This is a genomic window from Niveispirillum sp. CC-CTL257 (assembly GCF_059489915.1).
Window position 1 is genome coordinate 3,315,156 of record NZ_JCAJXE010000001.1, and the last position, 21,385, is coordinate 3,336,540.

The 21,385-nt window shown below is 63.5% G+C and carries 23 protein-coding genes; 10 read left to right on the forward strand and 13 right to left on the reverse strand.

Going from position 1 to position 21,385, the window contains the following annotated elements; translation table 11 throughout:
- Positions 1-88 precede the first annotated feature (88 nt).
- From sucD to ABC729_RS15655, 6 genes are all read right to left on the reverse strand, one after another.
- Positions 89-961, reverse strand: a complete 873-nt coding sequence (sucD, locus tag ABC729_RS15630) for a succinate--CoA ligase subunit alpha (protein ID WP_054170526.1) — start codon at positions 959-961, stop codon at positions 89-91.
- A gap of 1 nt (position 962) precedes the next feature.
- A complete protein-coding gene (gene sucC, locus ABC729_RS15635) occupies positions 963-2,159 on the reverse strand; it encodes an ADP-forming succinate--CoA ligase subunit beta (RefSeq protein ID WP_495608464.1) in 1,197 nt (398 codons plus the stop codon).
- 374 nt (positions 2,160-2,533) lie between these two features.
- The gene (locus tag ABC729_RS15640; protein WP_495608465.1) at positions 2,534-2,845 is read right to left on the reverse strand and encodes a hypothetical protein; all 312 of its coding nucleotides are present in this window, start codon (positions 2,843-2,845) and stop codon (positions 2,534-2,536) included.
- Between the two features lie 331 nt (positions 2,846-3,176).
- Positions 3,177-3,491: a hypothetical protein gene (locus ABC729_RS15645; RefSeq protein ID WP_495608466.1), complete on the reverse strand. Its 315-nt coding sequence runs from the start codon at positions 3,489-3,491 to the stop codon at positions 3,177-3,179.
- 554 nt (positions 3,492-4,045) lie between these two features.
- Positions 4,046-5,011 (reverse strand): malate dehydrogenase, encoded by a 966-nt coding sequence (gene mdh / locus ABC729_RS15650; RefSeq protein ID WP_495608467.1) that lies wholly within the window; start codon positions 5,009-5,011, stop codon positions 4,046-4,048.
- A gap of 249 nt (positions 5,012-5,260) precedes the next feature.
- On the reverse strand, positions 5,261-6,640 hold the full coding sequence (locus ABC729_RS15655; RefSeq protein ID WP_495608468.1) for a pentapeptide repeat-containing protein: 1,380 nt from the start codon (positions 6,638-6,640) through the stop codon (positions 5,261-5,263).
- Between the two features lie 371 nt (positions 6,641-7,011).
- Between ABC729_RS15655 and ffh the strand changes: the two genes are divergently transcribed.
- From ffh to rplS, 7 genes are all read left to right on the forward strand, one after another.
- The gene (gene ffh / locus ABC729_RS15660; protein WP_495608469.1) at positions 7,012-8,370 is read left to right on the forward strand and encodes a signal recognition particle protein; all 1,359 of its coding nucleotides are present in this window, start codon (positions 7,012-7,014) and stop codon (positions 8,368-8,370) included.
- The gene (locus ABC729_RS15665; protein WP_495608470.1) at positions 8,370-8,717 is read left to right on the forward strand and encodes a hypothetical protein; all 348 of its coding nucleotides are present in this window, start codon (positions 8,370-8,372) and stop codon (positions 8,715-8,717) included. The genes ffh and ABC729_RS15665 overlap by 1 nt, the downstream gene beginning before the upstream one ends.
- Positions 8,714-9,838 (forward strand): GNAT family N-acetyltransferase, encoded by a 1,125-nt coding sequence (locus ABC729_RS15670; protein ID WP_495608471.1) that lies wholly within the window; start codon positions 8,714-8,716, stop codon positions 9,836-9,838. Before ABC729_RS15665 ends, ABC729_RS15670 begins: the two co-directional genes overlap by 4 nt.
- Positions 9,839-9,936: 98 nt before the next feature.
- Positions 9,937-10,284: a 30S ribosomal protein S16 gene (rpsP, locus tag ABC729_RS15675; protein WP_495608472.1), complete on the forward strand. Its 348-nt coding sequence runs from the start codon at positions 9,937-9,939 to the stop codon at positions 10,282-10,284.
- A 62-nt stretch (positions 10,285-10,346) separates the two neighbouring features.
- Positions 10,347-10,988, forward strand: a complete 642-nt coding sequence (gene rimM / locus ABC729_RS15680) for a ribosome maturation factor RimM (RefSeq protein WP_495608473.1) — start codon at positions 10,347-10,349, stop codon at positions 10,986-10,988.
- A 5-nt stretch (positions 10,989-10,993) separates the two neighbouring features.
- Positions 10,994-11,824 (forward strand): tRNA (guanosine(37)-N1)-methyltransferase TrmD, encoded by an 831-nt coding sequence (gene trmD, locus ABC729_RS15685; protein WP_495608474.1) that lies wholly within the window; start codon positions 10,994-10,996, stop codon positions 11,822-11,824.
- Between the two features lie 5 nt (positions 11,825-11,829).
- A complete protein-coding gene (gene rplS / locus ABC729_RS15690; protein ID WP_495608475.1) occupies positions 11,830-12,225 on the forward strand; it encodes a 50S ribosomal protein L19 in 396 nt (131 codons plus the stop codon).
- A gap of 80 nt (positions 12,226-12,305) precedes the next feature.
- Here rplS and ABC729_RS15695 read toward each other — a convergent pair whose 3' ends face one another.
- The 6 genes from ABC729_RS15695 to ABC729_RS15720 all read right to left on the reverse strand — a co-directional run bounded on the left by ABC729_RS15695 (position 12,306) and on the right by ABC729_RS15720 (position 17,111).
- Positions 12,306-12,983, reverse strand: coding sequence for an ABC transporter permease (locus tag ABC729_RS15695; protein WP_495608476.1), 678 nt, complete (start codon positions 12,981-12,983; stop codon positions 12,306-12,308).
- 11 nt (positions 12,984-12,994) lie between these two features.
- Complete coding sequence (locus ABC729_RS15700) at positions 12,995-13,708, reverse strand: ABC transporter permease (RefSeq protein WP_495608477.1); 714 nt, start codon at positions 13,706-13,708, stop codon at positions 12,995-12,997.
- Positions 13,709-13,738: 30 nt separating this feature from the next.
- The gene (locus ABC729_RS15705) at positions 13,739-14,917 is read right to left on the reverse strand and encodes a glycosyltransferase family 4 protein (RefSeq protein ID WP_495608478.1); all 1,179 of its coding nucleotides are present in this window, start codon (positions 14,915-14,917) and stop codon (positions 13,739-13,741) included.
- A gap of 42 nt (positions 14,918-14,959) precedes the next feature.
- Positions 14,960-15,340 carry a DUF6165 family protein gene (locus ABC729_RS15710; protein WP_495608479.1) on the reverse strand — a complete coding sequence of 127 codons (381 nt, stop codon included), beginning with the start codon at positions 15,338-15,340 and terminating at the stop codon, positions 14,960-14,962.
- A gap of 23 nt (positions 15,341-15,363) precedes the next feature.
- Positions 15,364-16,236 carry a transporter substrate-binding domain-containing protein gene (locus tag ABC729_RS15715; protein WP_495608480.1) on the reverse strand — a complete coding sequence of 291 codons (873 nt, stop codon included), beginning with the start codon at positions 16,234-16,236 and terminating at the stop codon, positions 15,364-15,366.
- 74 nt (positions 16,237-16,310) lie between these two features.
- Positions 16,311-17,111 (reverse strand): ABC transporter ATP-binding protein, encoded by an 801-nt coding sequence (locus ABC729_RS15720; protein WP_495608481.1) that lies wholly within the window; start codon positions 17,109-17,111, stop codon positions 16,311-16,313.
- Between the two features lie 169 nt (positions 17,112-17,280).
- Between ABC729_RS15720 and ABC729_RS15725 the strand changes: the two genes are divergently transcribed.
- Positions 17,281-18,249 (forward strand): hypothetical protein, encoded by a 969-nt coding sequence (locus tag ABC729_RS15725; protein ID WP_495608482.1) that lies wholly within the window; start codon positions 17,281-17,283, stop codon positions 18,247-18,249.
- Positions 18,250-18,533: 284 nt separating this feature from the next.
- On the opposite strand, the gene ABC729_RS15730 is transcribed toward ABC729_RS15725, so the two are convergent.
- Entirely contained in the window at positions 18,534-19,532 is a 999-nt protein-coding gene (locus ABC729_RS15730; protein WP_495608483.1) for a zinc-ribbon domain-containing protein, read from the reverse strand.
- Between the two features lie 236 nt (positions 19,533-19,768).
- Between ABC729_RS15730 and ABC729_RS15735 the strand changes: the two genes are divergently transcribed.
- Complete coding sequence (locus ABC729_RS15735) at positions 19,769-20,653, forward strand: cell division protein FtsX (RefSeq protein WP_495608484.1); 885 nt, start codon at positions 19,769-19,771, stop codon at positions 20,651-20,653.
- Between the two features lie 23 nt (positions 20,654-20,676).
- Positions 20,677-21,264 carry a YdcF family protein gene (locus ABC729_RS15740; protein ID WP_495608485.1) on the forward strand — a complete coding sequence of 196 codons (588 nt, stop codon included), beginning with the start codon at positions 20,677-20,679 and terminating at the stop codon, positions 21,262-21,264.
- Positions 21,265-21,385: the final 121 nt, after the last annotated feature.

Here is a 21,385-nt window from a genome sequence, read left to right on the forward strand (position 1 = left end):
GGCTCGCATAACAACCCCACCAAGAGAAAAACCCCCGCCGGATCGCTCCAGCGGGGGTTTTCTTTACTTAGCACAAAGGGCCGATAGATCAGCCCAGCGCCTTCACCATGGTCGAACCCAGGCTAGCCGGGCTTTCGGAGACATGGATACCGGCGGCGCGCATCGCTTCCACCTTGAACTCGGCGGTATCGTTACCGCCGGAGATCACGGCACCAGCGTGGCCCATGCGGCGACCCGGAGGAGCCGTGCGGCCGGCGATGAAGCCGACGACCGGCTTCTTCAGGCCCGAAGCCTTGATATACTCGGCACCGTTCACCTCCGCGTCACCACCGATCTCGCCGATCATGATGATGCCTTCGGTTTCCGGATCGCGGGCGAACATTTCCAGCGCGTCCACGAAGTTCGTGCCGTTGACCGGATCGCCGCCGATACCGATGCAGGTGGTCTGACCCAGGCCGGCGGCCGTGGTCTGCGCCACCGCTTCATAGGTCAGGGTGCCGGAACGGGACACGATGCCGATCTTGCCACGCTTGTGGATGTGGCCCGGCATGATGCCGATCTTGCACTCGTCCGGGGTGATGACGCCGGGGCAGTTCGGACCGATCAGGCGGGTCTTGCTGTTGGCAAGCGCGCGCTTGACGCGGACCATGTCCAGCACCGGGATGCCTTCGGTGATGCAGACCACCAGCGGCAGTTCGGCATCGATGGCTTCCAGGATGGCGTCGGCCGCGAACGGCGGCGGCACATAGATGACCGAGGCATTGGCGCCGGTCTTCAGCACCGCGTCCGACACGGTGTCGAACACCGGCAGGTCGAGATGCTTGGAGCCGCCCTTACCGGGGGTCACACCGCCAACCATCTTGGTGCCATAGGCGATGGCCTGTTCGGAATGGAAGGTCCCCTGCGCGCCGGTGAAGCCCTGGCAGATGACCTTGGTGTCTTTATTGACGAGAACGGCCATGTTACGCGGCCTCCTTCACGGCCTTGACGATCTTTTCAGCAGCGTCGGCCAGATTGTCGGCGGACAGGATCGGCAGGCCGGATTCGGCCAGGATCTTCTTGCCCAGGTCGACGTTGGTGCCTTCCAGACGGACAACCAGTGGAACATGCAGCGAGACTTCACGCGCGGCGGCGACAACGCCCTCCGCGATGACGTCACAGCGCATGATGCCGCCGAAAATGTTGACCAGGATGCCTTCGACATTCGGGTCGGACAGGATCAGCTTAAAGGCGATCGTCACGCGTTCCTTGGTGGCACCACCGCCCACGTCCAGGAAGTTGGCCGGTTCGCCGCCATACAGCTTGATGATGTCCATGGTGGCCATGGCCAGGCCGGCACCGTTGACCATGCAGCCGATGTTGCCATCCAGCTTCACATAGTTCAGGCCGTGCTTGGTGGCTTCCGTCTCCGACGCTTCTTCTTCGGTCGGGTCGCGCAGCTCTTCCACCTCGGCATGACGGTAGAGCGCGTTGTCGTCGAAATTCACCTTGGCATCGAGAGCGATGACATCACCCGCACCGGTCACAACCAGCGGGTTGATCTCAACCATGCTCATATCCAGGTCGATGAACGCCTTGTACATGGCGGTCATGAACTTGGCGGCGGCACCCACCTGCTTGCCTTCCAGGCCCAGGGCGAAGGCGACCTTGCGGGCGTGATAGCCCTGCAGGCCTTCAACCGGGTCGATGGCGACCTTGGTGATCTTTTCCGGGTGGCTGTGGGCCACTTCCTCAATCTCCATCCCGCCCTCGGTCGAGGCGACGATGGTGACACGCGAGGTGCCACGGTCCAGCAGCATCGACAGATACAGCTCGCGCTTGATGTCGGCACCTTCCTCGATATAGAGGCGGCCAACTTCCTTGCCGTCCGGGCCGGTCTGCTTGGTGACCAGCACCTGGTTAAGCATGGCGGCGGCATTGGCCTTCACATCATCCACGCTCTTGACGACGCGGACGCCGCCCTTGCCGTTTGGGTCGTTCTTGAAACGACCGGCACCACGGCCACCGGCATGGATCTGCGACTTCACCACCCAGACGGGGCCACCCAGCTCGGCAGCGACCTTGGCGGCTTCGTCCGGCGTGTAGGCGACACCGCCGCGGGGCACCGCGACGCCGTATTTCTTCAGCAGGCTCTTGGCCTGGTACTCATGGATATTCATCGGTCAGCCGTCTTGCTCTGGATGGGAGACGGACCGGCAGAGCGGGGATCCGCCCGGCCGCGCACAGGGGGTCGTCCCCACGCGGGCGGCACTTTAGCACTATGGGAACCGGGATCAACCATCCAAAGGTCCCCCTCCCTGCCCCTTAATATGCGGAATTTTGCACAGGTCCGCAGACGGGCAGACAACAGGAAATGGCGCAAACCCTTGCAGCGCAACAAGAGCCTGCTGCGGATGCGTTATAAGCGAGCGTCAGGTGCAAGGGTGCCATGTAACGGCCACGGGACCACTACGTCGCCAATCGACAGATAAAATGCATCACCGGCCGGTCTGTGACCAGCCGGTGCCACATATGTGTGAATCAACTGTGTGGATCAGCCGCCCCGGCCCTTGAAGGCCTTCAACTGCTTATTGAAGTTGGCGGCCAGTTTCTCCATGCGCTCGGTCGACTTGTTGTAGCTTTCGATATCCATCTTGCCGCGCTTGCCCTCGGCGGTCAGGCAGGCCTGATACTCTTCCGTTGCGGCGATGTAGGCCTTCACCGACTTCACAGCGTCGGCCATCTGCGCCTCTGTTGCGGTGGCACCATCGGGCAGGGTAGGTGGATCGCCCTGTTCGCAGGCAGCCTGGGCGGCACCGGTAAACAGAATCATGGCGAGGGCGGTAGACAGGATTGCTTTTTTCATCGTTGAACACCCCAAAGAACAATAAAATTTTAGATATCGGAATCGCCGTCGACGCTCGCGCACCAACCGCGGCCCGTTATCCAGGTTCTATTGGGTGCCAAGTTATCCCCAACTGACTAATTATTGGGCAATTGCGCCCTTGTCTCCCTAAACTTGTTGTGAAGGATAAAATCTTCACGTCTGCCCGTCAATTACAGCTGCGTCAGAACAGGATGGTAAATGCATGCACCAATGCCGGGACACCTGAAATGGAAAACCCGTGCCGGATCAACCGGCACGGGTTCTCACAAAGGCCTGCCCCACGGAGAAAGGGCGGCCGCAGGAACCTAAATCAGCCGTTGCGGGCCTTGAAGGTCTTCAGCTGCTTGTTAAAGTCAGCGGCCAGCGCTTCCATGCGGGCGGCGGACTTGTTGTACGCTTCCATGTCCATCTTGCCCCCCTTGCCGGCGGCTTCCAGGCAGGCCTGATATTCTTCGGTCGACACGATATAAGCCTTAACCGCCTTCATGGCGTCGGCCATCTGCTCCTGGGAAGCGGTCGCGCCATCAACCAGGGCCGGGGGGGTGCCCTGTTCGCAACCAGCGGCGAAGGCGGAGGTAGCGGTCAGGGACAGCAGGGCAGAGGCGAACAGCAGGGCGGTCTTCATGGGGTGTCCAATTCCTTACGATGGCGTGTTTATAGGTGCAAAGAGGGCGGGGACCTGCCAGCAAAGGCGTCATGCGGTCAACAGAAATCGCACCCGTAACGGAGTGCTCCACTGTTGCCTGCATGTCTTTGCTGATTTTGTGACGTAACCTTGTCCCAATGACTTGGCAACGCCACCCAATTAACTAGACACTTCATGGGATCACCACGATCACAGCGCGTTCAGCGTGTTTTTACTCGCGGCGTCCGTTCGATTGAGCGGACTATACGGATGACCCGTAACCGAATGGTTAAAAAAACGACCCAATCCTATACTTTCGCTGTGCCCTGATGCAGATCAGTTTTGCAGTGGAAGCAAAGATAGACCGTTTAGGCATGCAGTTTCTTTATGGATATTTGTATCGTATTTTATGAAATTGCCCGTGAGCTCTATGAACCGGACATGAAATGACCGGTTCCCTGTTGCGGGCGGCCACAAAAAACCCCGCCTGGGTGATCAGGCGGGGTTTGTTGCCAGTGAAGCTGGAAACCAGCATCTTCTGATGAAGCTAGGGATCAGCCTTCGGCCGAAACCTTCTTGGTCACTTCGACCAGAACCTTAACGGCATCAACCGACTTGTCGAAATTGGCCTTCTCATCGGCGGACAGATCGATCTCAATGATCTTTTCCACGCCCTTGGAACCGATGATGGTCGGCACGCCGATATAGAGACCGTCGACGCCATACTGACCGGTCAGCTTGGCGGCAACCGGCAGCACGCGCTTCTTGTCGCGCAGGAAGCTTTCGGCCATGGCAATGGCGGAGGCGGCCGGGGCGTAGAAGGCGGAACCGGTCTTCAGCAGGCCGACGATTTCGGCGCCGCCATCGCGGGTGCGCTGCACGATCTTGTCCAGCTTCTCCTGCGTGGTCCAGCCCATCTTCACCAGATCGGGCAGCGGGATGCCGGCGACGGTGGAGTAACGGACCGACGGGACCATCGTGTCGCCATGGCCGCCCAGCACGAAGGCCGTGACGTCTTCGACCGACACGCCGAACTCTTCGGCCAGGAACCAGCGGAAGCGGGCGCTGTCCAGAACGCCGGCCATGCCAACCACCTTTTCGGCGGGCAGGCCCGACACTTCCTGGAACAGGCCGACCATGGCGTCCAGCGGGTTGGTGATGACGATGACGAAGGCGTTCGGGGCGTGTTCCTTAACGCCGGCGGCCACGGCCTTGATGACCTTGGCGTTGATGCCGACCAGATCGTCACGGCTCATGCCCGGCTTGCGCGGCACGCCGGCGGTGATGATCACCACGTCGGCACCGGCAATGTCGGCATAATCTGAGGTGCCCGAGTAACCGGCATCGAAACCGGCGACCGGCGACAGTTCGGCGATGTCCAGCGCCTTGCCCTTGGCAACGCCCGCGAAATCGGGGATGTCGAGCAGGATGATATCACCCAGCTCCTTCTGGCCGGCCAGCAGGGCCAGCGTGCCACCGATCTGGCCGGCGCCGATCAGCGCGATCTTCTTGCGTGCCATGGGAATTTCCCTTCGATTGGTTCGGGTCAGGAAACAAGATTACGTTTGGAACATCCGGCTGCACCTTTCCTTAGCTGCAGTGCGGGATGACCCTGGGCGGCGTGATTAGCGTGAAACGCCTGTTCGGGCAAGCCGACAAGGGTCGTGGGTGCAGGGTGGCAGGCCAGCGCCTGACGCAAGGCCCATATGCGGCAGCGCGGCAGGAACAGGACAGGCGGCGGCCGGTCACGCCGTATCGCACCTTATATATTATAGATCGTCCAGTTCCGGCAGGATCAGGTCCTTCGCCCCAGCGTGGCGCAGATCGGTCGTGTTGGCCCCTTCCAGCGCCAGTTGGGTGCAGATGGCACCCGACAGATCGGCGCTGATCAGTTCCGCCCCTGTCATGTCGGTACGGATCAGAGTGGCGCGGGTAAAGACTGCCTGCGTCGCCTTTGCCCTGCGAAGGATGGCGCCCCCCAGGTCGGCCCCGTCGAAACGCACGCGGTTCAGGTTGGTAGGCCACAAACGCGCAGCATTGCTTTGGATCTGCACAGGCCCCAGATCGGCGCGCACCAGGACGGCCCCGGAACAGGTGGCGCGCTCCAGGCTGGCACCGCGCATGTCCGCGGCGGACAGGTCGGCATCGCGCAGGTCAGCCAGCGACAGGTCGGCCATGGCCAGGGTGGCACCCGACAGGTCGGCCCCGCGCAGCATGGTTCGGTGCAGCAGGGCCGCCGACAGGGTCTGTCCCGACAGATCGCGTCCCGACAGGTCCACCCCCGACAGGTCAGCCCGGATGCCCTCGCGCCCCTGGCTGTCCACCCAGATACGGTGATCGGCCAGGATCTGCTCCAGCGACCGCCCATCGCTGGACAGTTCGCGCGACAGGATCGCCCCATCCAGATTGGCGGCCCGGCGCGTCACCTCATCCATGATGACGCCGATCAGGTCAGCACCCAGGAACCGGGTCGCGTTCAGTTCTGCGCCCGTTAGATTGGCGCCTGATAGTCTGGCCCCGGACAGGTTCGCCTCCCGCAGGTCGGCGCCCGTCAGGTCGCAGCCCGTGAAGTTGGAGTTGGACAGGTTGGCGCGCACGAACTTGGTCCCGCGCAGGATGGCGTCCGTCAGGTCGGTCTGCATGACAAACGCGTTGGAGATTTTGGCCCGCGACAGGTCGGCCGCCCGGATGGTGGCGACTGACAATTCGGTGTTCACTGACACTGCCTCAAACTCATGCGCAGCGATGTCGCCATTCTTGCGCACATGCATGATGGTGCCGTCGCGCAGGTCGCTGTCGGACAGGATCGCCTCGGTCAGAACAGCGCCGCGCAGGCAGGCACCACGCAGGTCGGCCTTACGCAGATCCGCCCCTTCCATATTGGCCAGGCGCAGGTCGGCGGCATAGAGCGTGGCACCCGACAGGTTGGCCCCTTCCAGCCGCGCGCCGAACAGCTTGGCACCCGACAGGTCGGCATCCGACAGGTCGAAACCCGACATATCCATGTGCGACAGGTCGCGCAGCTTAAGATTGGCACGAGCACCGCCGGCCTGACGGCGCAGAAAGGCCTGATGCCGGCCCATCACGCCCTGCAATTCCGCAACACTGATCCGCGACCGGTCCGGGCCCCGCCCGATCTCGCCGCCCATGTCCCCACCCCATTATTACGGGATACTCAAAGCAAGCTGACGATCCACAAGGATCACCCTAGCATTAAGAAGAGGAAAGGAAAGATTTCGTATAGTCGGACAGGATGACTGTTACGGAAGTGGGTATCGATCCATCATGGCCGCATCTTTGCGTGGCATGCGGATGCCGGAACCCTTTATCCCGGACCGCCGCATTGACTCCCACGCCGTGCGGCTGTATCAACCACCCACCCTGCATTGGGTAGAAATTCGGCACCGAGGTGCCCCGCCGGTCCGCGAGTGTCGCGCACTGGCGCTTTTGCGTTTGGGCATCTCCCATCCGTGAAGGTGAGAAACGGGGATTTCCAAAGCGCCGGGATGGAAGGCAACGGATGTTCGACGGACTGACGGGACGGCTTGGCGATATTTTCGACCGCCTGCGCAAGCGCGGGGCGTTGTCGGAGGATGACGTCAATGCGGCGCTGCGTGAAGTGCGCATCGCCCTGCTGGAAGCCGACGTCGCCCTGCCCGCCGTGAAGGCCTTCGTTACCGGGGTCAAGGAAAAGGCCGTGGGCACGGAAGTGCTGCGCGGCATCAATCCCGGCCAGATGGTCATCAAGATCGTCCATGATCATCTGGTGGAACTGCTGGGCTCCCAGGTGGAGGATCTGAAACTGGAGGCAGTGCCGCCGGTTCCCATCCTGATGCTGGGTCTGCAAGGCTCGGGCAAGACCACCACCTCGGCCAAGATCGCCGTCCGCCTGAAGAACCGCGACAAGAAGAAGGTGCTGCTGGCATCCCTGGATACCCGCCGCCCCGCCGCGCAAGAACAGTTGCGCATCCTGGGCGAACAGACGGGTGTGGCCAGCCTTCCCATCATCGCCGGCCAGCAGCCGGTAGAGATCGCCCGGCGCGCCATGGAAGTGGGCCGCCTGGAAGGTTTCGACGTCGTCATCCTGGACACCGCCGGCCGTCTGGCCATCGACGAGGAGTTGATGGCGGAGGTCGTGGCGATCCGTGACGTCGCCAAGCCCGCGGAAAGCCTGCTGGTTGTCGATGCGATGACTGGTCAGGACGCCGTCACCGTCGCCACTAATTTCAATGACCGCGTCGGCATCACCGGCATTGTCATGACCCGTATCGACGGCGATGCGCGCGGCGGTGCCGCCCTGTCCATGCGCCATGTCACGGGCAAGCCCATCAAGCTGATGGGTATGGGGGAGAAGACCGACGCGCTGGAGCCGTTCCACCCCGACCGTATCGCCGGCCGCATCTTGGGCATGGGCGATGTGGTCAGTCTGGTGGAAAAGGCCGCCGAAAGCATCGACAAGGAAGAAGCCGAGAAGCTGGCCAAAAAGCTGGAAAAGGGCGGCTTTGACCTGGAAGACATGCTGTCCCAGATGCGGCAGATCCGCAAACTGGGTGGCATGGGCGGGATGATGAACCTGCTTCCCGGCATGGGGAAGATCAAGGAACAGCTGAAAAACGCCAATATCGACGAGAAGATCCTCGACCGCCAGGAAGCCATCATCCTGTCGATGACCAAGAAAGAGCGTAAGAAGCCCGACATCCTGAACGCATCGCGCCGCCGCCGTATCGCCATGGGCGCGGGTGTGACCGTTGCCGACGTGAACCGCCTGATCAAGCAGTATCAGGACATGTCGGAAATGATGAAGAAGATGAAGAAAATGGGCCAGAAGGGCCTGCTGCGGCAGGGTCTTGGCGCGCTGATGCCGAAGGGCATGCGTTGATGTCCGTCACCGCCGAAACCCTGATGCAGCGCCTCTCGCTGGACAGCCTGTGGTTCGACGCCACGCTGGCGGCCCTGCTGCATGGGGCGAACAGTACGCTGTTCGCAGGCGTCCACCGCGACGGGCCGGCCATGCGCCGTCTGGCCGGGCTGATCGGCTTTGTCTCCCTGACCGTGGCGCTGTCGGCCGTGGCCGGGCGCGGCTGGGCGTTGGGCTTTCTGGCGGCGTCGACCGCCTTCGTCTTCTATTTCCATGCCGTCTGGCTGCCTAACCACGGCGTCAATGGCTGGACCGGGGAGCCGCGCGACCGGTTCCTGTCTCTGACCCGACGGAAGAACCGGGCATGACCAATAAGGTATGCAACCCCACGGCCCCTGAACACGCCACGCTGCTGACGCCGCGTCTGGTGCTGCGCCCGCTTTCCTGGGCTGATACCGACGCCATGCACGCGATCCTCAGCGATGCGGAGACCATGCGCTACTGGTCGCATCCGCCTGTCACCTCCATCGAGGAGACGAAGGCGTCGATGGAAAAGGCGCTGGTGGAGGATGATACGGTCCGTACCTGGGCGGTCACGACCGATGGCCGCGACTGCCTGGGCTGGGTCACGCTGTTTGGCGTGCGCGATGGCATTGGCTGGATCGGCTATATCCTGTCGCCGGTCGCGCGCGGCAAGGGTTATGGCGAGGAAGCGGTGGCCGGCGCCCTGAACCATGCGTTCGGCGCCTGGGGTCTGCACCGTGTCGCCGCCAATATCGACCCGCGCAACCACCGTTCCGCAGGGTTGCTCCTGCGCTTGGGTTTCACATGGGAAGGCACGCAGCGTCAGGATTTCGTTTATGCCGACACCTATCTGGATACCGCCATCTTCGGCATTCTGTCGTCGGACTGGCATAAACGGCGGGAGAACCCGCCCGCCCCGCTTCCCACGCTGCGTCATGGTCCGGCTGTGTTGCGCCCGCTGAAGGCCAGCGACGGCGACGCCATGCATGCCGCCTATGGCGATGCTGACAGCATGCGTTACATGCCGCATCCAGCCTATGACGATATCGAACAGACGCGGGACAAGATGCTGTCCATGGCGTCGGGTGCGCGGGCCGGCTGGCATTGGGCCATCACCACCGATGGCGGGCAATGCCTGGGTTGGGCCCTGTTGCTGAAGGAAACGCCGGCGCAGGTGAACCTGGGCTATATCCTGACGCCCGCCGCGCGCGGCAAGGGTCTGGCAAAGGCCGCGACCGCCGCCATGCTGCGCTACGCCTTCACGGTTCTGAGAAAGAACCGGGTGGAGGCGGAGATCGACCCGCGCAACCACGCCTCGGCCCGCGTGCTGGAAGCCAACGGCTTCGTGCGCGAAGGCATCCGCCGGCAGGGCTATGTCCGCCTGAGCGGTGAACTGGTCGATAATTGTCTTTACGGAATCCTGGCGTCCGAATGGGCGGCAGCGAATGGCGGGGATGAAACATGACCCGCCATAAGGAACATCGCCGCCGGGGCTGATCTGATCCCGTGGCGATTATCTCTCAACCCAGATCGTTTCACCTTTTGTAAGCAAGGAAGATCAACATGTCCGTTAAGATCCGTCTGGCCCGTGGTGGCTCGAAGAAGCGTCCGTTCTATTCCATCGTTGTTGCCGACAGCCGCGCCCCGCGCGATGGCGCCTTCATTCAGAAGGTCGGTACCTACAACCCGATGCTGCCGAACGATAACCCGGCCCGCGTCACCCTGAACGAAGAAGCCATCAAGGGCTGGCTGTCCAAGGGCGCGCAGCCGACCGACCGCGTCGCCAAGTTCCTGGGCAAGGCCAACCTGATCGAGGCCCCGGCCATCATCGAAAGCCCGAAGAAGTCCGCTCCGAAGGCTAAGGCCCAGGAACGCGCCAAGCTGGCCGCCAAGGCCGCTGCGGCGGAGTAAGTGACTGTCCGCCCCTCTCCCGTTGTGGGGAGAGGGGCGTTTGTATTTGAGAGAGCAGCTTGATGACCGACCGCATTTGCGTGGCCCAGATCATCGGATCGCACGGGGTTCACGGCCGCCTGCGGGTGAAGAGCTTCACCGCCGATCCCGAGGCCGTGTTCGACTACAACCCGCTGACCGATGAAGCCGGCGCCCGCAGCTTCACGCTCCGCATGACCGGGATGGGCAAGGACCATTTCCTGGTCGAGGCCGTGGGCGTGAAGGGCCGCGATGCCGCCGATGCACTGAAGGGCGTCAAGCTGTTCGTGCCGCGCGACCGGCTGCCGGGTCTGGAGGATGAGGATGAGTTCTACCACGCCGATCTGATCGGCATGGAAACCATCACTGAAGGGCCTGAAGGCGACGCCGCCTTTGGCACCATCAAGGCCATCCATGATTTCGGCGCCGGCGACGTTCTGGAACTGGTGCATGTGTCGGGCAAGACGGTATTCATCCCGTTTTCCCGCGCCGTCGTGCCCGTTGTGAACGTCAAGGCGGGACGTATCGTCGTCGATCCGCCCGTCAACCTCTTCACCCCGGCCCGCCCGGACCCGGAAGAGCTGGCGGAAATGGGCGGTAAGCTGACGCTGGATGATGATGAACCAGCGGATGGGGCGTCTGCGGACGAACCGTCCGAGGGCGAGGAGACGGCGACAAGCCGTTGACCCTTATGCCCGAGTCCAATGTCCCTTTCTGGCATGTGACCGTGCTGACCCTGTTCCCGGAGATGTTTCCGGGACCGCTGGGGCTCAGCCTCGCGGGAAAAGCGCTGGAAAAGGGCACATGGACGCTGGAAAAGCTGGACATCCGTTCGTTCACGCGCGATAAGCACCGCTCCGTGGACGATACCCCGTTCGGCGGCGGCCCCGGCATGGTCATGCGCCCGGATGTGCTCGATGCAGCCATCCGTGAAGCAAAGGCCAGGCAGGAGGCAGCCGGACTGAAACCAGGGCGGATCGTCTACCTTTCACCGCGTGGACGCGTGTTGGACCAGGCGCTGGTAAGAGAAATCGCCAGCGAAGGGACCCTGACATTGCTGTGCGGGCGGTACGAGGGGATCGACGAACGGGTGATCGAGGAACATCGCCTGGAGGAGGTCTCCCTGGGCGATTTCGTGCTGTCCGGTGGCGAGCCGGCGGCCCTCTGTCTGATCGACGCCGTGGTCCGGCTGTTGCCGGGTGTCATGGGCAATGTCGAGACGGCGGGGGAAGAGAGTTTTGAACGGGGGTTGCTGGAGTACCCCCATTATACGCGGCCACCCGTCTGGAATGGCCGTGCGGTGCCGGAGATCCTTTTGTCCGGTCACCATGAGAAGGTCCGGGCTTGGCGGCTCGAACAGGCGGAAAAGATCACAGAGGCCCGACGGCCCGACCTGTGGTCCGACTACCTGGCGAACCGCCCGGCCCCAAAGGTGAAGAAACGCCGAGCCCGTCGGGCATCGGCCGAGCCAACCAAAACCACCCTTACCCCGGACGGGAACGGTGGCAGTCACGAAGGATGAGTACCATGAACATTCTGCAGAAGCTGGAAGCCGAGCAGGTCGCCAAGCTGTCCGAAGGCAAGAAGATCCCCACCTTCTCCCCCGGCGACACCGTGAAGGTGAACGTGAAGGTCACCGAAGGCACGCGTGAGCGTATCCAGGCCTATGAAGGCGTTGTGATCGCCCGCAAGAATGCCGGCATCAATTCCAGCTTCACCGTCCGCAAGATTTCCTACGGCGAAGGCGTGGAGCGCGTGTTCCCGCTGTTCAGCCCGCGCGTTGACAGCATCGAACTGGTCCGCAAGGGTCAGGTCCGTCGCGCCAAGCTGTATTACCTGCGTGGCCTGACCGGCAAGTCCGCTCGTATCGCCGAGCGCACGACGGGCCGTGGCATGAAGAACGGCCGCTCGATCGCCGAGTGATTGTTCAAGCCCCAGGGCTGAAATGGAATACCCCGCCGAAGCGATTCGGCGGGGTGTTTTGTTTTGGCGTCCGTGGGGGATCAGCCGGCCGCCGCACTCTTCCGCTCCGCCCAGCGCACGCCCTGGGCGATGATGAAGTTCATGGCCAGATAGATGGCCCCGGCGATGATGAACATCTCCACCGGCTGGAAGCTGCGCGACGCGATGGTCCGGGCCGCACCCGTCAGTTCGATCAGGGTGATGGCGCTGGCCAGCGAGGTCGCCTGCACCATCTGGATCATTTCATTGCCATAGGCGGGCAGGATGGTGCGCAGGGCCTGCGGCAGCACGATGCGGCGGTAGAGCAGCGGGCGGGACATGCCCAGCGCGCGGGCCGCCTCGATCTGCCCGAAGGGAACGGCCTGGATGCCGCCGCGCATGATCTCGCCCGTATAGGCGGCGGTGTTGAGGGTCAGCGCGATGATGGCGCACCAATAGGCCTCGCGCAGGACGGGCCACAGAAAACTTTCCCGGATGCCCGCAAACTGCCCCAGCCCGTAATAGATCAGGAAAATCTGCACCAGCAGCGGGGTGGAGCGGAACAGGAAGACGTAAACCCCCGTCAGGCCCGATACGACCCGGTTCGACGACAGCCGCCCGAACGCCACGAACAGGGCCAGGACGAAGCCCAGCGACAGTGACAGCACCACCAACTGTACCGTCACCCAGGCGCCGGCGAGCAGGGAAGGCAGGGAAGACAGGATCATGTCGATATTCATGGCCCCGCCCCTCAGTTCGTCACGGCGCGGCGCACGCCGCGTTCGGCCCGCCGCGAAAGGGCGCGGAACAGGGCCTCCGAACAGGTGGTCATGATCATGTAGAGAATGGCCGCCGTGACATAGAACAGGAAGGGCTGACGCGTGGACTGCATGCCCAGATAGGCCTGACGCATCAGTTCGGCCAGCGACACCACGGAGACGAGGGTCGTATCTTTCAAGGTCATCTGCCAGACATTGCCCAGGCCCGGCAGGGCATAGCGCAGGGCCTGCGGCACCAGGATACGGCGCAGGATCAGGAACCGGCCCATGCCCAGCGCGCGGGCCGCTTCCAGCTGTCCCTTCGGCACAGCCCTGACGGCACCCCGGATCACCTCTGCCGCATAGGCGGCCGAGACGATGCCGACGGCGGCCACACCCACCGCAAAGGCGGACAGGTCTACCCGCCCGCCATAGCCGAACAGGCCCGCTACCCAGCTGATCAGGCCCGACCCGCCGAAGAACAGCAGCCAGATGACCAGCAGGGCCGGAACGCCGCGCACGATGGTCGTATAGGTGGCGGCCAGCCAGCGCAGGGGTGCGGGGCCCGACAGCTTGGCAGCGGCCACGCCCGACCCGGCCAGGATACCGATCAGATAGGCCAGGATGGCGACCGCCAGGGTCATGCCGGCCCCCCGCGCGATCTCGTCTCCCCATCCGTCACTGCCGAAACGTAACAGGTCAAGCATGGCGGCATCCGTTGCGGCTGGTCACTTGGCTCATTCTTCCACGGCGGCAATGAAATTCTCGGCGAATTTCCGCCAGGTGCGATGGGTCAGGATGAAGTCCGATCCGGCAGCGCCCCGCCGCTTCGCCTCGTCCCGGTCCTGATAGGCCTCTTCCATCCGGGCCACCAGCTCCTCCACCGAGGATTCGCCCCAAAGCATGCGGCCGCCCGTAGTATTGGGTACCGGCTTCTGATCGGCCAGCATGTAGCAGCGGCCGGGTGCGATCAGATCAAGATGTCCGGTATTGACCGACAGCACGACGGGCAGCCCGCAGGCCATGGCCTCCATTGCCACCAAATTGGTCCCGGCCTCGCAGCGGTTGGGGAAGACCGCAAGATCGCATTCCCACATCAGCGGCGCCAGCTGTGCCCGGGGCAGGAACGGGATGTTGAAGAACGAACCCGGCACCAGCCCGTTCTCAACGCACCAGCGCTCCAGATCAATCGCCTCGCCTGCGATGACCGGCGGGGATGGGGCCAGCTTGCTCTCGGCCATGTCCATGGCCAGCTGCGGCCACAGATTGTTCCAGAGCGTCACCAACAGCGCGTCGGGGTGCCGCTGATGAAAGATGCGGAAGGCCTGCAAGACGATGTCCTGGCCCTTGCGGTATTCAAGCTTACCGCCGGAAAACACCACGAACCGGTCGCCAAACCGGCCTGTGCGGGGGCCGGGATGCAGATCGGTGGGGTCGACACCCTGCAAGGCGAGACGTGCATCACGCACGCCCGCCTGTTTCAACAGCTGCACCATATAGGTGGAATGGCTGATGATCCGGTCATAGCCATTGCCGCGCTGTACGGCGGCGGCATCCAGCACCGCCCCCTCGCCCGGCAGCACGCCGATATTGCGGTCGCCGGTGACGATGGTGTCTTCCAGCGACGGCGTCATATCCCGGCTGAGCGCCAGCAGCGCTGTGTGTCCCGACATGCGAACGCGTGGCGTCGTCTGTTGCGCCACCAGTGCCCGAACCTTCTCCGACAGCACCACACAGGGCTGCAGGCGCGCCAGATTCTCCGGCTGCAAGGTCACCAGGCGCGGTTCCAGCAACAGGATCGGCACATGCCCGTTATCAAGCAGGTAGAGGGCCGTATGCAGGCCGACCAGTCCCCAGCCGTGCGCCTCCGTCACCCCCCAATTGATGACGATGGGCTGCTTCAGTTCAAGCGCCATTCCGACACTCCCGGCCTTTGACGCCCAGGTGGGCGTCCGGCATCAGCAATATGATTTTTCCTCAACGATGCTGGCGCCCAGCAGATCGTTGATCCGGCGCTTTACCGTGGCCCGGCGGTCATTGGTGAAATAGACGGCGCGGGCCAGACGGATGAATTCATCGCCGAAATCACTCCGCTTCTCACAGATGCGGATATCATCCTCGATGACCCACAGTTCCTCGTTGATGGCCTTCAGTTCCGCCCGCAGCGCGTCCAGATCGGCCGATGGCGGGATCTCCGCCTTGGCCGTGGCCTCCAGCACCTCATATTCGTGCCGGACATTCTTCAGCTTGGCGGGATCGCTGATCCGGGCCAGCTTGACCTCCAGGATCGTGATCTTGTCGATCAGTTCGCCTTCGCCGACTTCAACCTTGATCGTCATCTTCTTTGCGTCCGTTCCAGAAATTACGGCATGGAGCTGTCAAAGCCGAACCACTGCACCGACATGTTCTTCATGGTGCCGTCGGCCTTCATCTCGGCAATCGCCTTGTTCAGCGCGGCCAGCAGTTCCGGGCGGTTCTTGGCAATGGCGATGCCCTGACCGCGCCCGAACAGGCCGCCATCGAAGCCGGGGCCGAAATAGCTGAAATCCTTGCCTTCGGGGCGCTGCAGGAAAGCGTTCCAGGTGATGGCGTCGGCCAGCCCGATCTCCACCCGGCCCGTCTGCAGGTCCAGCGCCAGATTCTCCTGCGTGTCGTAGCGGCGGATTTCCACCACGTCGGCCAGATAGGTGTCGGCGAAATTGGCGTGGATGGTGCTGGTCTGCACGCCCAGGACCTTGCCCTTCAGCAAGCCCTTGATCTTGTCGATGGCGGCCTGTTCGTCGCCGCTGATCTCGGTCAGGTCGATGCGTTCAATCCCGTAATCGACATCCTGCAAGGGGTTGGCGTTGGCCGACACCAGATAGGCCGGGGTGGTCGTGTAGCCGCTGGAGAAATCCACGGCGGCCATGCGTTCATCGGTGATCGACATGCCGGCCACGATGGCGTCGAAATGACCAGCCTGCAGGGCCGGGATCATACCGTCCCAGGCCTGCGCCTGGAACTTGCACTCGGTCCCCATGCGCTTGCAGATATCCTTCATCATATCGACTTCGAACCCGACCAGATTGCCGGACGCATCGACCATGTTGTAGGGCGGGTAGGCGCCTTCCGTGGCGACCCGCAGGGGGTTGGGGATACCGCCCGCAGCGGGGCCAGCCTGCTTGGCCTCTTCCTTGCCGCAGCCCGAAAGCGCCATCACACCGGCAAGCGCCAGCGTCGCCATCAGCTTTTTCATACTTTCAACTCCCCCGATTGCGCGGAACATGACCGGGTTTCCCGGCTCGATAGCTTCATGTGGATTGCTGTTATTTAACGCTGCCCCTCACGGGACAGGAACTGGCGGCACCGTTCCGACGTCGGGTTGCCAAAGACTTCCGCTGGCGTCCCCTGTTCCTCGATACGGCCCTGATGCAGGAACACGACCTTGTGCGAGACCTCACGCGCGAAGGCCATTTCGTGGGTGACGATCAGCATCGTCGCCCCCTCCATCGCCAGATCGCGGATGACCTTCAGCACCTCGCCCACCAGTTCGGGGTCAAGGGCGCTGGTCGGTTCATCGAACAGCATGACCTTGGGTTCCATGGCCAGCATGCGGGCGATGGCGGCGCGCTGCTGCTGTCCGCCCGACATCTGCGACGGATAGGCATCGCGCTTGCCCGACAGGCCCACCTTGGCCAGCAGCGCCTCTGCCTTGGCGATGGCCTGATCCTTGGGCTGCTTCAGGACATGGACGGGCGCTTCGATGATGTTTTCCAGCACCGTCATATGGGTCCAGAGATTGAAGCTCTGGAACACCATGCCGCAGCGCTGCCGGATACGTTCCACCTGCCTTGCGTCGGCGGGCATGGCACCGTGGCGGCCGCGCTTCATGGCGATCTGTTCCCCGCCGATGCGCACCACGCCCTCATCCGGGATTTCCAGCAGGTTGATGCAGCGCAGCAGCGTGCTTTTGCCTGACCCGGAGGACCCGATCAGTGCCACCACCTCGCCCTCCGCTGCGTTCAGCGACACGCCTTTCAGCACCTCATTGTCGCCGAAGCGCTTATGCAGCGCCTCCACCTCGACGGCGGGGACCGGACCGGAAACGATGGGGGCAGGCGACATCGGCATCCATTAAGGGCAATTAAGGATTTCGTGCCAAGCTACCCCGCCAAGGCATGGCCGCGAAAGGGGAAATCCTGGGTTTCGGCGCGTTGATCGATTTGGGCGCGGCTGCTTGGCCGCGACCATGCTATCTGTTGCACAGTCATTACGCAGTCTGACCGGAAACGATCCCCCCATGAGCCAAGGCATCCAGCCCAGCCCGAATCGCAGCACGCACTTTTTGTTCGAGCACAAGGTGTTCACGGTCGATGGCTGCCGGTTCGTCTGGTCGAAATCGTCGGAAGAGGCGGTGATGCGCTTCATGCTGGGCAAGGTCCAGGCCGAGGTGGCTCTGGATAAGATCTGCAACGAATTCAAGATCGATCCGAAAAGCTTTGACGGGCAGCTGATCGATATGGTCGCCAAGGGGCTGAAATATGTCCGCGAAATCCGGCCCGGCGACACGATCCCCAATGAACTGATCGACGGTTCCGCCTCCTGGCGCGTTGATGACCGGCACTTCCTGATCGCCAAGGGCCGCCTGACGGTGCAGATGGTGACCTGGCTGACGGGGGGTGAGACGGTGGTGTCCAGCCCCGAGCAGCTGGAACAGGTGGTGGAGGACCCCAACACCAAGGCCCGCGTGCGCGAGGCGTTCAAGATGATCGCCAACAAGCTGTCGCTGACCGGCAATGCCGAGGAGCAGGTCGAGACTCGCATCGACTCTCTGGCCAAGGAACTGTCCTATATCGAGGCGCTGCGTGAACGGGCGGCCAAGCTGCACACGGTGCGGACCGGGCTGGAGGATGCCCACCGCATCTACAAGAACGAACGCAACCTGAAGGAAGAGATTGTGCGCATGCAGACCCTGTCGCTGCCGCCAATCACCGATCTGGAAGCGCGATTCGCCCAGGTCGACGCGCAGACCGGCGAAATCCTGTCGATGCTGGCCAAGTTCGACAAGAACATCACCTATATCCGCGAAATGCGCGACGACCTGCACCAGACCATGCTGCCCTGGGACGAGGTGCTGGAGGATTGGGAAGGCGTGCCGGCGGAAAAGAGCCAGGCATTCGAAGCGGTGCTGAAAAAGACCTATCAGTTCCTGGCCCGCAATTATTCACAGGCCAAGCATTGGCGGCTGGCGGCCCGCCGCGCGCCCTGACCGGCATGCGGGTCTACGCAACCAAGTGAAACACAAAACAGGACCGTGTTGCAGGGTTCAGGCCTTTCGGCGCTGACCACCGCCGGCCCCGAGCAAGGCCGGTCTTCCCAGTCTAAGCAACCAAGTGAAACACAAAACAGGATCGTGTTTCACAGGTTCGCGCCTATCCGGTTGCAAAAGCCGGTGGCTTTGAATGGCAGTGGGCATAAGACGGGCGTTTATGGGGGCATCTTAGCAGGGACGGGGCGGGAAGTCTGCAATCCCGACCCGCCGCGATCCTGCCCCTAATGTGCCGCCGGCATCTCTGGTGCTACATAGCGGAAGCTGATGCTTTTGGCCTGGGTGCCCTGGTTTTCGGGGCGGCGCGACTCGAACTTGGTCGATTGGTTGGGGAACAGGCGGCGCACGGGTGGCACGATGCGCCAGGCGTAGAGTTCCTTGCCATCCTCCCCGATCGCCACGGCCTGGATGTCGGGCACCTCGCGCTGACTGTCGGATTTATTGGCGATTTCCCCCGACACGAACAGCATGTTGATGCCTTCGATATCGCGGATTTCCACCTTGGTGGTCTTTGGATCGCCCGGTTCCGACAAGCCGGCCCCCGGCAGTTCGGCCAGACCCGCCATTTCATAAAGCGGGAAGGCGGCGGGCCAGGCCTGGATGATCATGTCCTTGCCATAGAACAGCCCGGCCCCGATGCCGCCGACAACCAGCACCAGCGCCGCCCAGGCGATCATGGCGGCGCGGCGAGCCTTTGCCTGTCCGGGCAGGGCCGGCAGATTGCTGCCCTTCGGGATGGGACGGGGCCGGAAGGGCCGGGCCAGACCCATATCATCGGCGTCATTGTCGAATCGCTTGGTGTCGAATCCACCGCCGCCGGCATCGCCACCGAAATCCCCGAATCCAGCCAGATCGTCGCCCGGCGGATCATCGAACAGGTTGCCGCGTGGTTCTTCCGCCGGCGGTAGGGGCGGCGGTGGAGGCGGCGGCGGCGAGACGGCGTTGCGGGCCGCCGGTCGCGATGGCGGGCTGGCCCCGCCCGCACCGGGCCGTTCCACCACGGCCAGGGGTGCCTTCGCCGGCGCTGCCGGCCGCTGTGCGGCGGCAGGACGGGGTGCCGGAGCCGCCGCAGGCCGGGAGGGCGGCGGTGGCGGGGCGACCGCCATATTGGGTTCGGCGAACCAGACATTCCCGCACTGGCCGCATTTCACCTTGCGGCCCGCACCCAGAAGACGCCCGTCGAGCATGAAGCGTTTTGCGCAGGACGGACAGGACAGGATCATCGGGTCAAGGCGCCGGGATACGGGGTGGATCGGAAATCGGAAGGCGGAACGGCAATGCCGCCCGCGCCAATCCCTTATAGGCGGGCGCGGGCATCCTGTGCAAGGACGGGGGCTGAAAGAAGCGCTACCTCCGTCGGACGGGGTCTGCCGGCTTTACCTCGCCGCCCGCCCATGCCATTCCTGTCGCTGACCGACAGGCCGGGATGACCGGTCGCCCACAGCCGGAACAGGGACCGATGCGCCGCCGCGCCCATTTCGACATACCGCTGAGCCAGGACGCCACGGGGCGGTTCCTGCCCTGGATCATCGCCCTGATGGTCTATCTGGCGGCGCTGGCACTGGCCGTGTCGCTGATCCTGTCGGGTCTGGCGCGCCGTTGGGACAGCGAACTGACGGCGGGCATGACGGTGCAGGTGGCACCCACGGGCACCGCCAATGAACGCGAGTTGGATGAACGGGTGCGCAAGGTGATGGACGCCCTGTCGGCCAGCGCCTTTGTCGCGACCGCCAGCCGCCTGTCGGACGCCGATGCCCGCGCCCTGGTGGAGCCCTGGCTGGGTCAGGGAGCATTGATTTCGGAACTGCCGCTGCCCGTGCTGATCGATGTGCGTCTGACCGACGGGGCCAATGTCGCCGATCTGTCAGAACAGCTGAACCGCGCCGCCCCCTATGTGACGGTGGAGGACCCCGCCCGCTGGCTGGGTGATCTGCGCCGGCTGGCCCGGACGGTGCAGGCCGTGTCGGTCGGCATCATCGCGCTGATCGGCGGGGCGGGCGTCATCTCCATCATCTTCGCCGCGTCCTCTGGATTCGCAGTGCATCGGCAGGAGGTGGAACTTCTGCATGTCATGGGTGCTACCGACGGCTATGTCGCGGGTCAGTTCCAGACCCATATGCTGCGGCAGGCACTGTTGGGCGGCGGGGTCGGGTTCCTGCTGGCGCTGGCCACGCTCTGGGGTCTGGAACAGGCGGGGCAGGGGATGGGCGCGTCCTTGCTGCCTGACATGGCGCTGTCGATGCGGGATTGGGCCTGGCTGCCCGTGGTGCCGGTGGTGGCGGCCTTGCTGGCGGCCCTGACGGCGCGGCTGACCGTCATGCGCGCGCTGGGCCGGCTGCCGTGAGCGGACATCCAGCATCCCGGTCTTTGCGCCGCCTGTTGCTGCTGGTCGCCCTGCTGGCGGGGACCTGGGGCGGCGGCCTGTTCCTGTTCGCGGCGTCCCTGCCGCGTCAGGCGCCCGACGATGACGTGCGCACCGACGGCATCGTGGTCCTGACCGGCGGCAGCGAGCGTCTGTCGGTCGGGTTCGACCTGCTGCGCGCCGGGCGGGCTCGCAAGCTGTTCATCTCCGGCGTCTATCGCGGGGTGGAGGTGCGGGAGCTGCTGGCGCTGTCGTCCAAGTCGGGCAACGACCTGGAATGCTGTGTGCAGCTTGGCTATGACGCCGACGATACCGAAGGCAACGCCGTCGAGACGGGACGCTGGATGGAAGAGGAAGGCTTCACCAGCCTGCGGGTGGTGACCGCCAATTACCATATGCCGCGCAGTCTGGTGGAATTCCGCCGCGCCCTGCCGGGCGTCACCCTGGTCCCCCATCCTGTGACGCCGCAGAAGGTGCGTCTGGACGGGTGGTGGAGCTGGCCCGGCACAGCCGAGCTGATCATCGGGGAATATAACAAGTATCTGCTGGCCGTGGTCCGCGCCGCCCTGACAGCCCCGCGCCCGGCGGTTTGACCCCATCTTTCAGGCTCTTCAATGACCCGCGCCCCCATCTTTGGGCTCGGCTACGCCGCATGAGCAGCACCGGGTCTGGACAGGGCCGGGGCCTTTCGGGTTAAGTGCAGGCGCCCGCCGA

What these genes read in the sequence shown, in the direction of transcription:
- sucD (WP_054170526.1), bottom strand. Translation starts at nt 961, where the DNA reads ATGGCCGTTCTCGTCAATAAAGACACCAAGGTCATCTGCCAGGGCTTC.
- sucC (WP_495608464.1), bottom strand. Translation starts at nt 2,159, where the DNA reads ATGAATATCCATGAGTACCAGGCCAAGAGCCTGCTGAAGAAATACGGC.
- ABC729_RS15640 (WP_495608465.1), bottom strand. Translation starts at nt 2,845, where the DNA reads ATGAAAAAAGCAATCCTGTCTACCGCCCTCGCCATGATTCTGTTTACC.
- ABC729_RS15645 (WP_495608466.1), bottom strand. Translation starts at nt 3,491, where the DNA reads ATGAAGACCGCCCTGCTGTTCGCCTCTGCCCTGCTGTCCCTGACCGCT.
- mdh (WP_495608467.1), bottom strand. Translation starts at nt 5,011, where the DNA reads ATGGCACGCAAGAAGATCGCGCTGATCGGCGCCGGCCAGATCGGTGGC.
- ABC729_RS15655 (WP_495608468.1), bottom strand. Translation starts at nt 6,640, where the DNA reads ATGGGCGGCGAGATCGGGCGGGGCCCGGACCGGTCGCGGATCAGTGTT.
- ffh (WP_495608469.1), top strand. Translation starts at nt 7,012, where the DNA reads ATGTTCGACGGACTGACGGGACGGCTTGGCGATATTTTCGACCGCCTG.
- ABC729_RS15665 (WP_495608470.1), top strand. Translation starts at nt 8,370, where the DNA reads ATGTCCGTCACCGCCGAAACCCTGATGCAGCGCCTCTCGCTGGACAGC.
- ABC729_RS15670 (WP_495608471.1), top strand. Translation starts at nt 8,714, where the DNA reads ATGACCAATAAGGTATGCAACCCCACGGCCCCTGAACACGCCACGCTG.
- rpsP (WP_495608472.1), top strand. Translation starts at nt 9,937, where the DNA reads ATGTCCGTTAAGATCCGTCTGGCCCGTGGTGGCTCGAAGAAGCGTCCG.
- rimM (WP_495608473.1), top strand. Translation starts at nt 10,347, where the DNA reads ATGACCGACCGCATTTGCGTGGCCCAGATCATCGGATCGCACGGGGTT.
- trmD (WP_495608474.1), top strand. Translation starts at nt 10,994, where the DNA reads ATGCCCGAGTCCAATGTCCCTTTCTGGCATGTGACCGTGCTGACCCTG.
- rplS (WP_495608475.1), top strand. Translation starts at nt 11,830, where the DNA reads ATGAACATTCTGCAGAAGCTGGAAGCCGAGCAGGTCGCCAAGCTGTCC.
- ABC729_RS15695 (WP_495608476.1), bottom strand. Translation starts at nt 12,983, where the DNA reads ATGAATATCGACATGATCCTGTCTTCCCTGCCTTCCCTGCTCGCCGGC.
- ABC729_RS15700 (WP_495608477.1), bottom strand. Translation starts at nt 13,708, where the DNA reads ATGCTTGACCTGTTACGTTTCGGCAGTGACGGATGGGGAGACGAGATC.
- ABC729_RS15705 (WP_495608478.1), bottom strand. Translation starts at nt 14,917, where the DNA reads ATGGCGCTTGAACTGAAGCAGCCCATCGTCATCAATTGGGGGGTGACG.
- ABC729_RS15710 (WP_495608479.1), bottom strand. Translation starts at nt 15,340, where the DNA reads ATGACGATCAAGGTTGAAGTCGGCGAAGGCGAACTGATCGACAAGATC.
- ABC729_RS15715 (WP_495608480.1), bottom strand. Translation starts at nt 16,236, where the DNA reads ATGAAAAAGCTGATGGCGACGCTGGCGCTTGCCGGTGTGATGGCGCTT.
- ABC729_RS15720 (WP_495608481.1), bottom strand. Translation starts at nt 17,111, where the DNA reads ATGCCGATGTCGCCTGCCCCCATCGTTTCCGGTCCGGTCCCCGCCGTC.
- ABC729_RS15725 (WP_495608482.1), top strand. Translation starts at nt 17,281, where the DNA reads ATGAGCCAAGGCATCCAGCCCAGCCCGAATCGCAGCACGCACTTTTTG.
- ABC729_RS15730 (WP_495608483.1), bottom strand. Translation starts at nt 19,532, where the DNA reads ATGATCCTGTCCTGTCCGTCCTGCGCAAAACGCTTCATGCTCGACGGG.
- ABC729_RS15735 (WP_495608484.1), top strand. Translation starts at nt 19,769, where the DNA reads ATGCGCCGCCGCGCCCATTTCGACATACCGCTGAGCCAGGACGCCACG.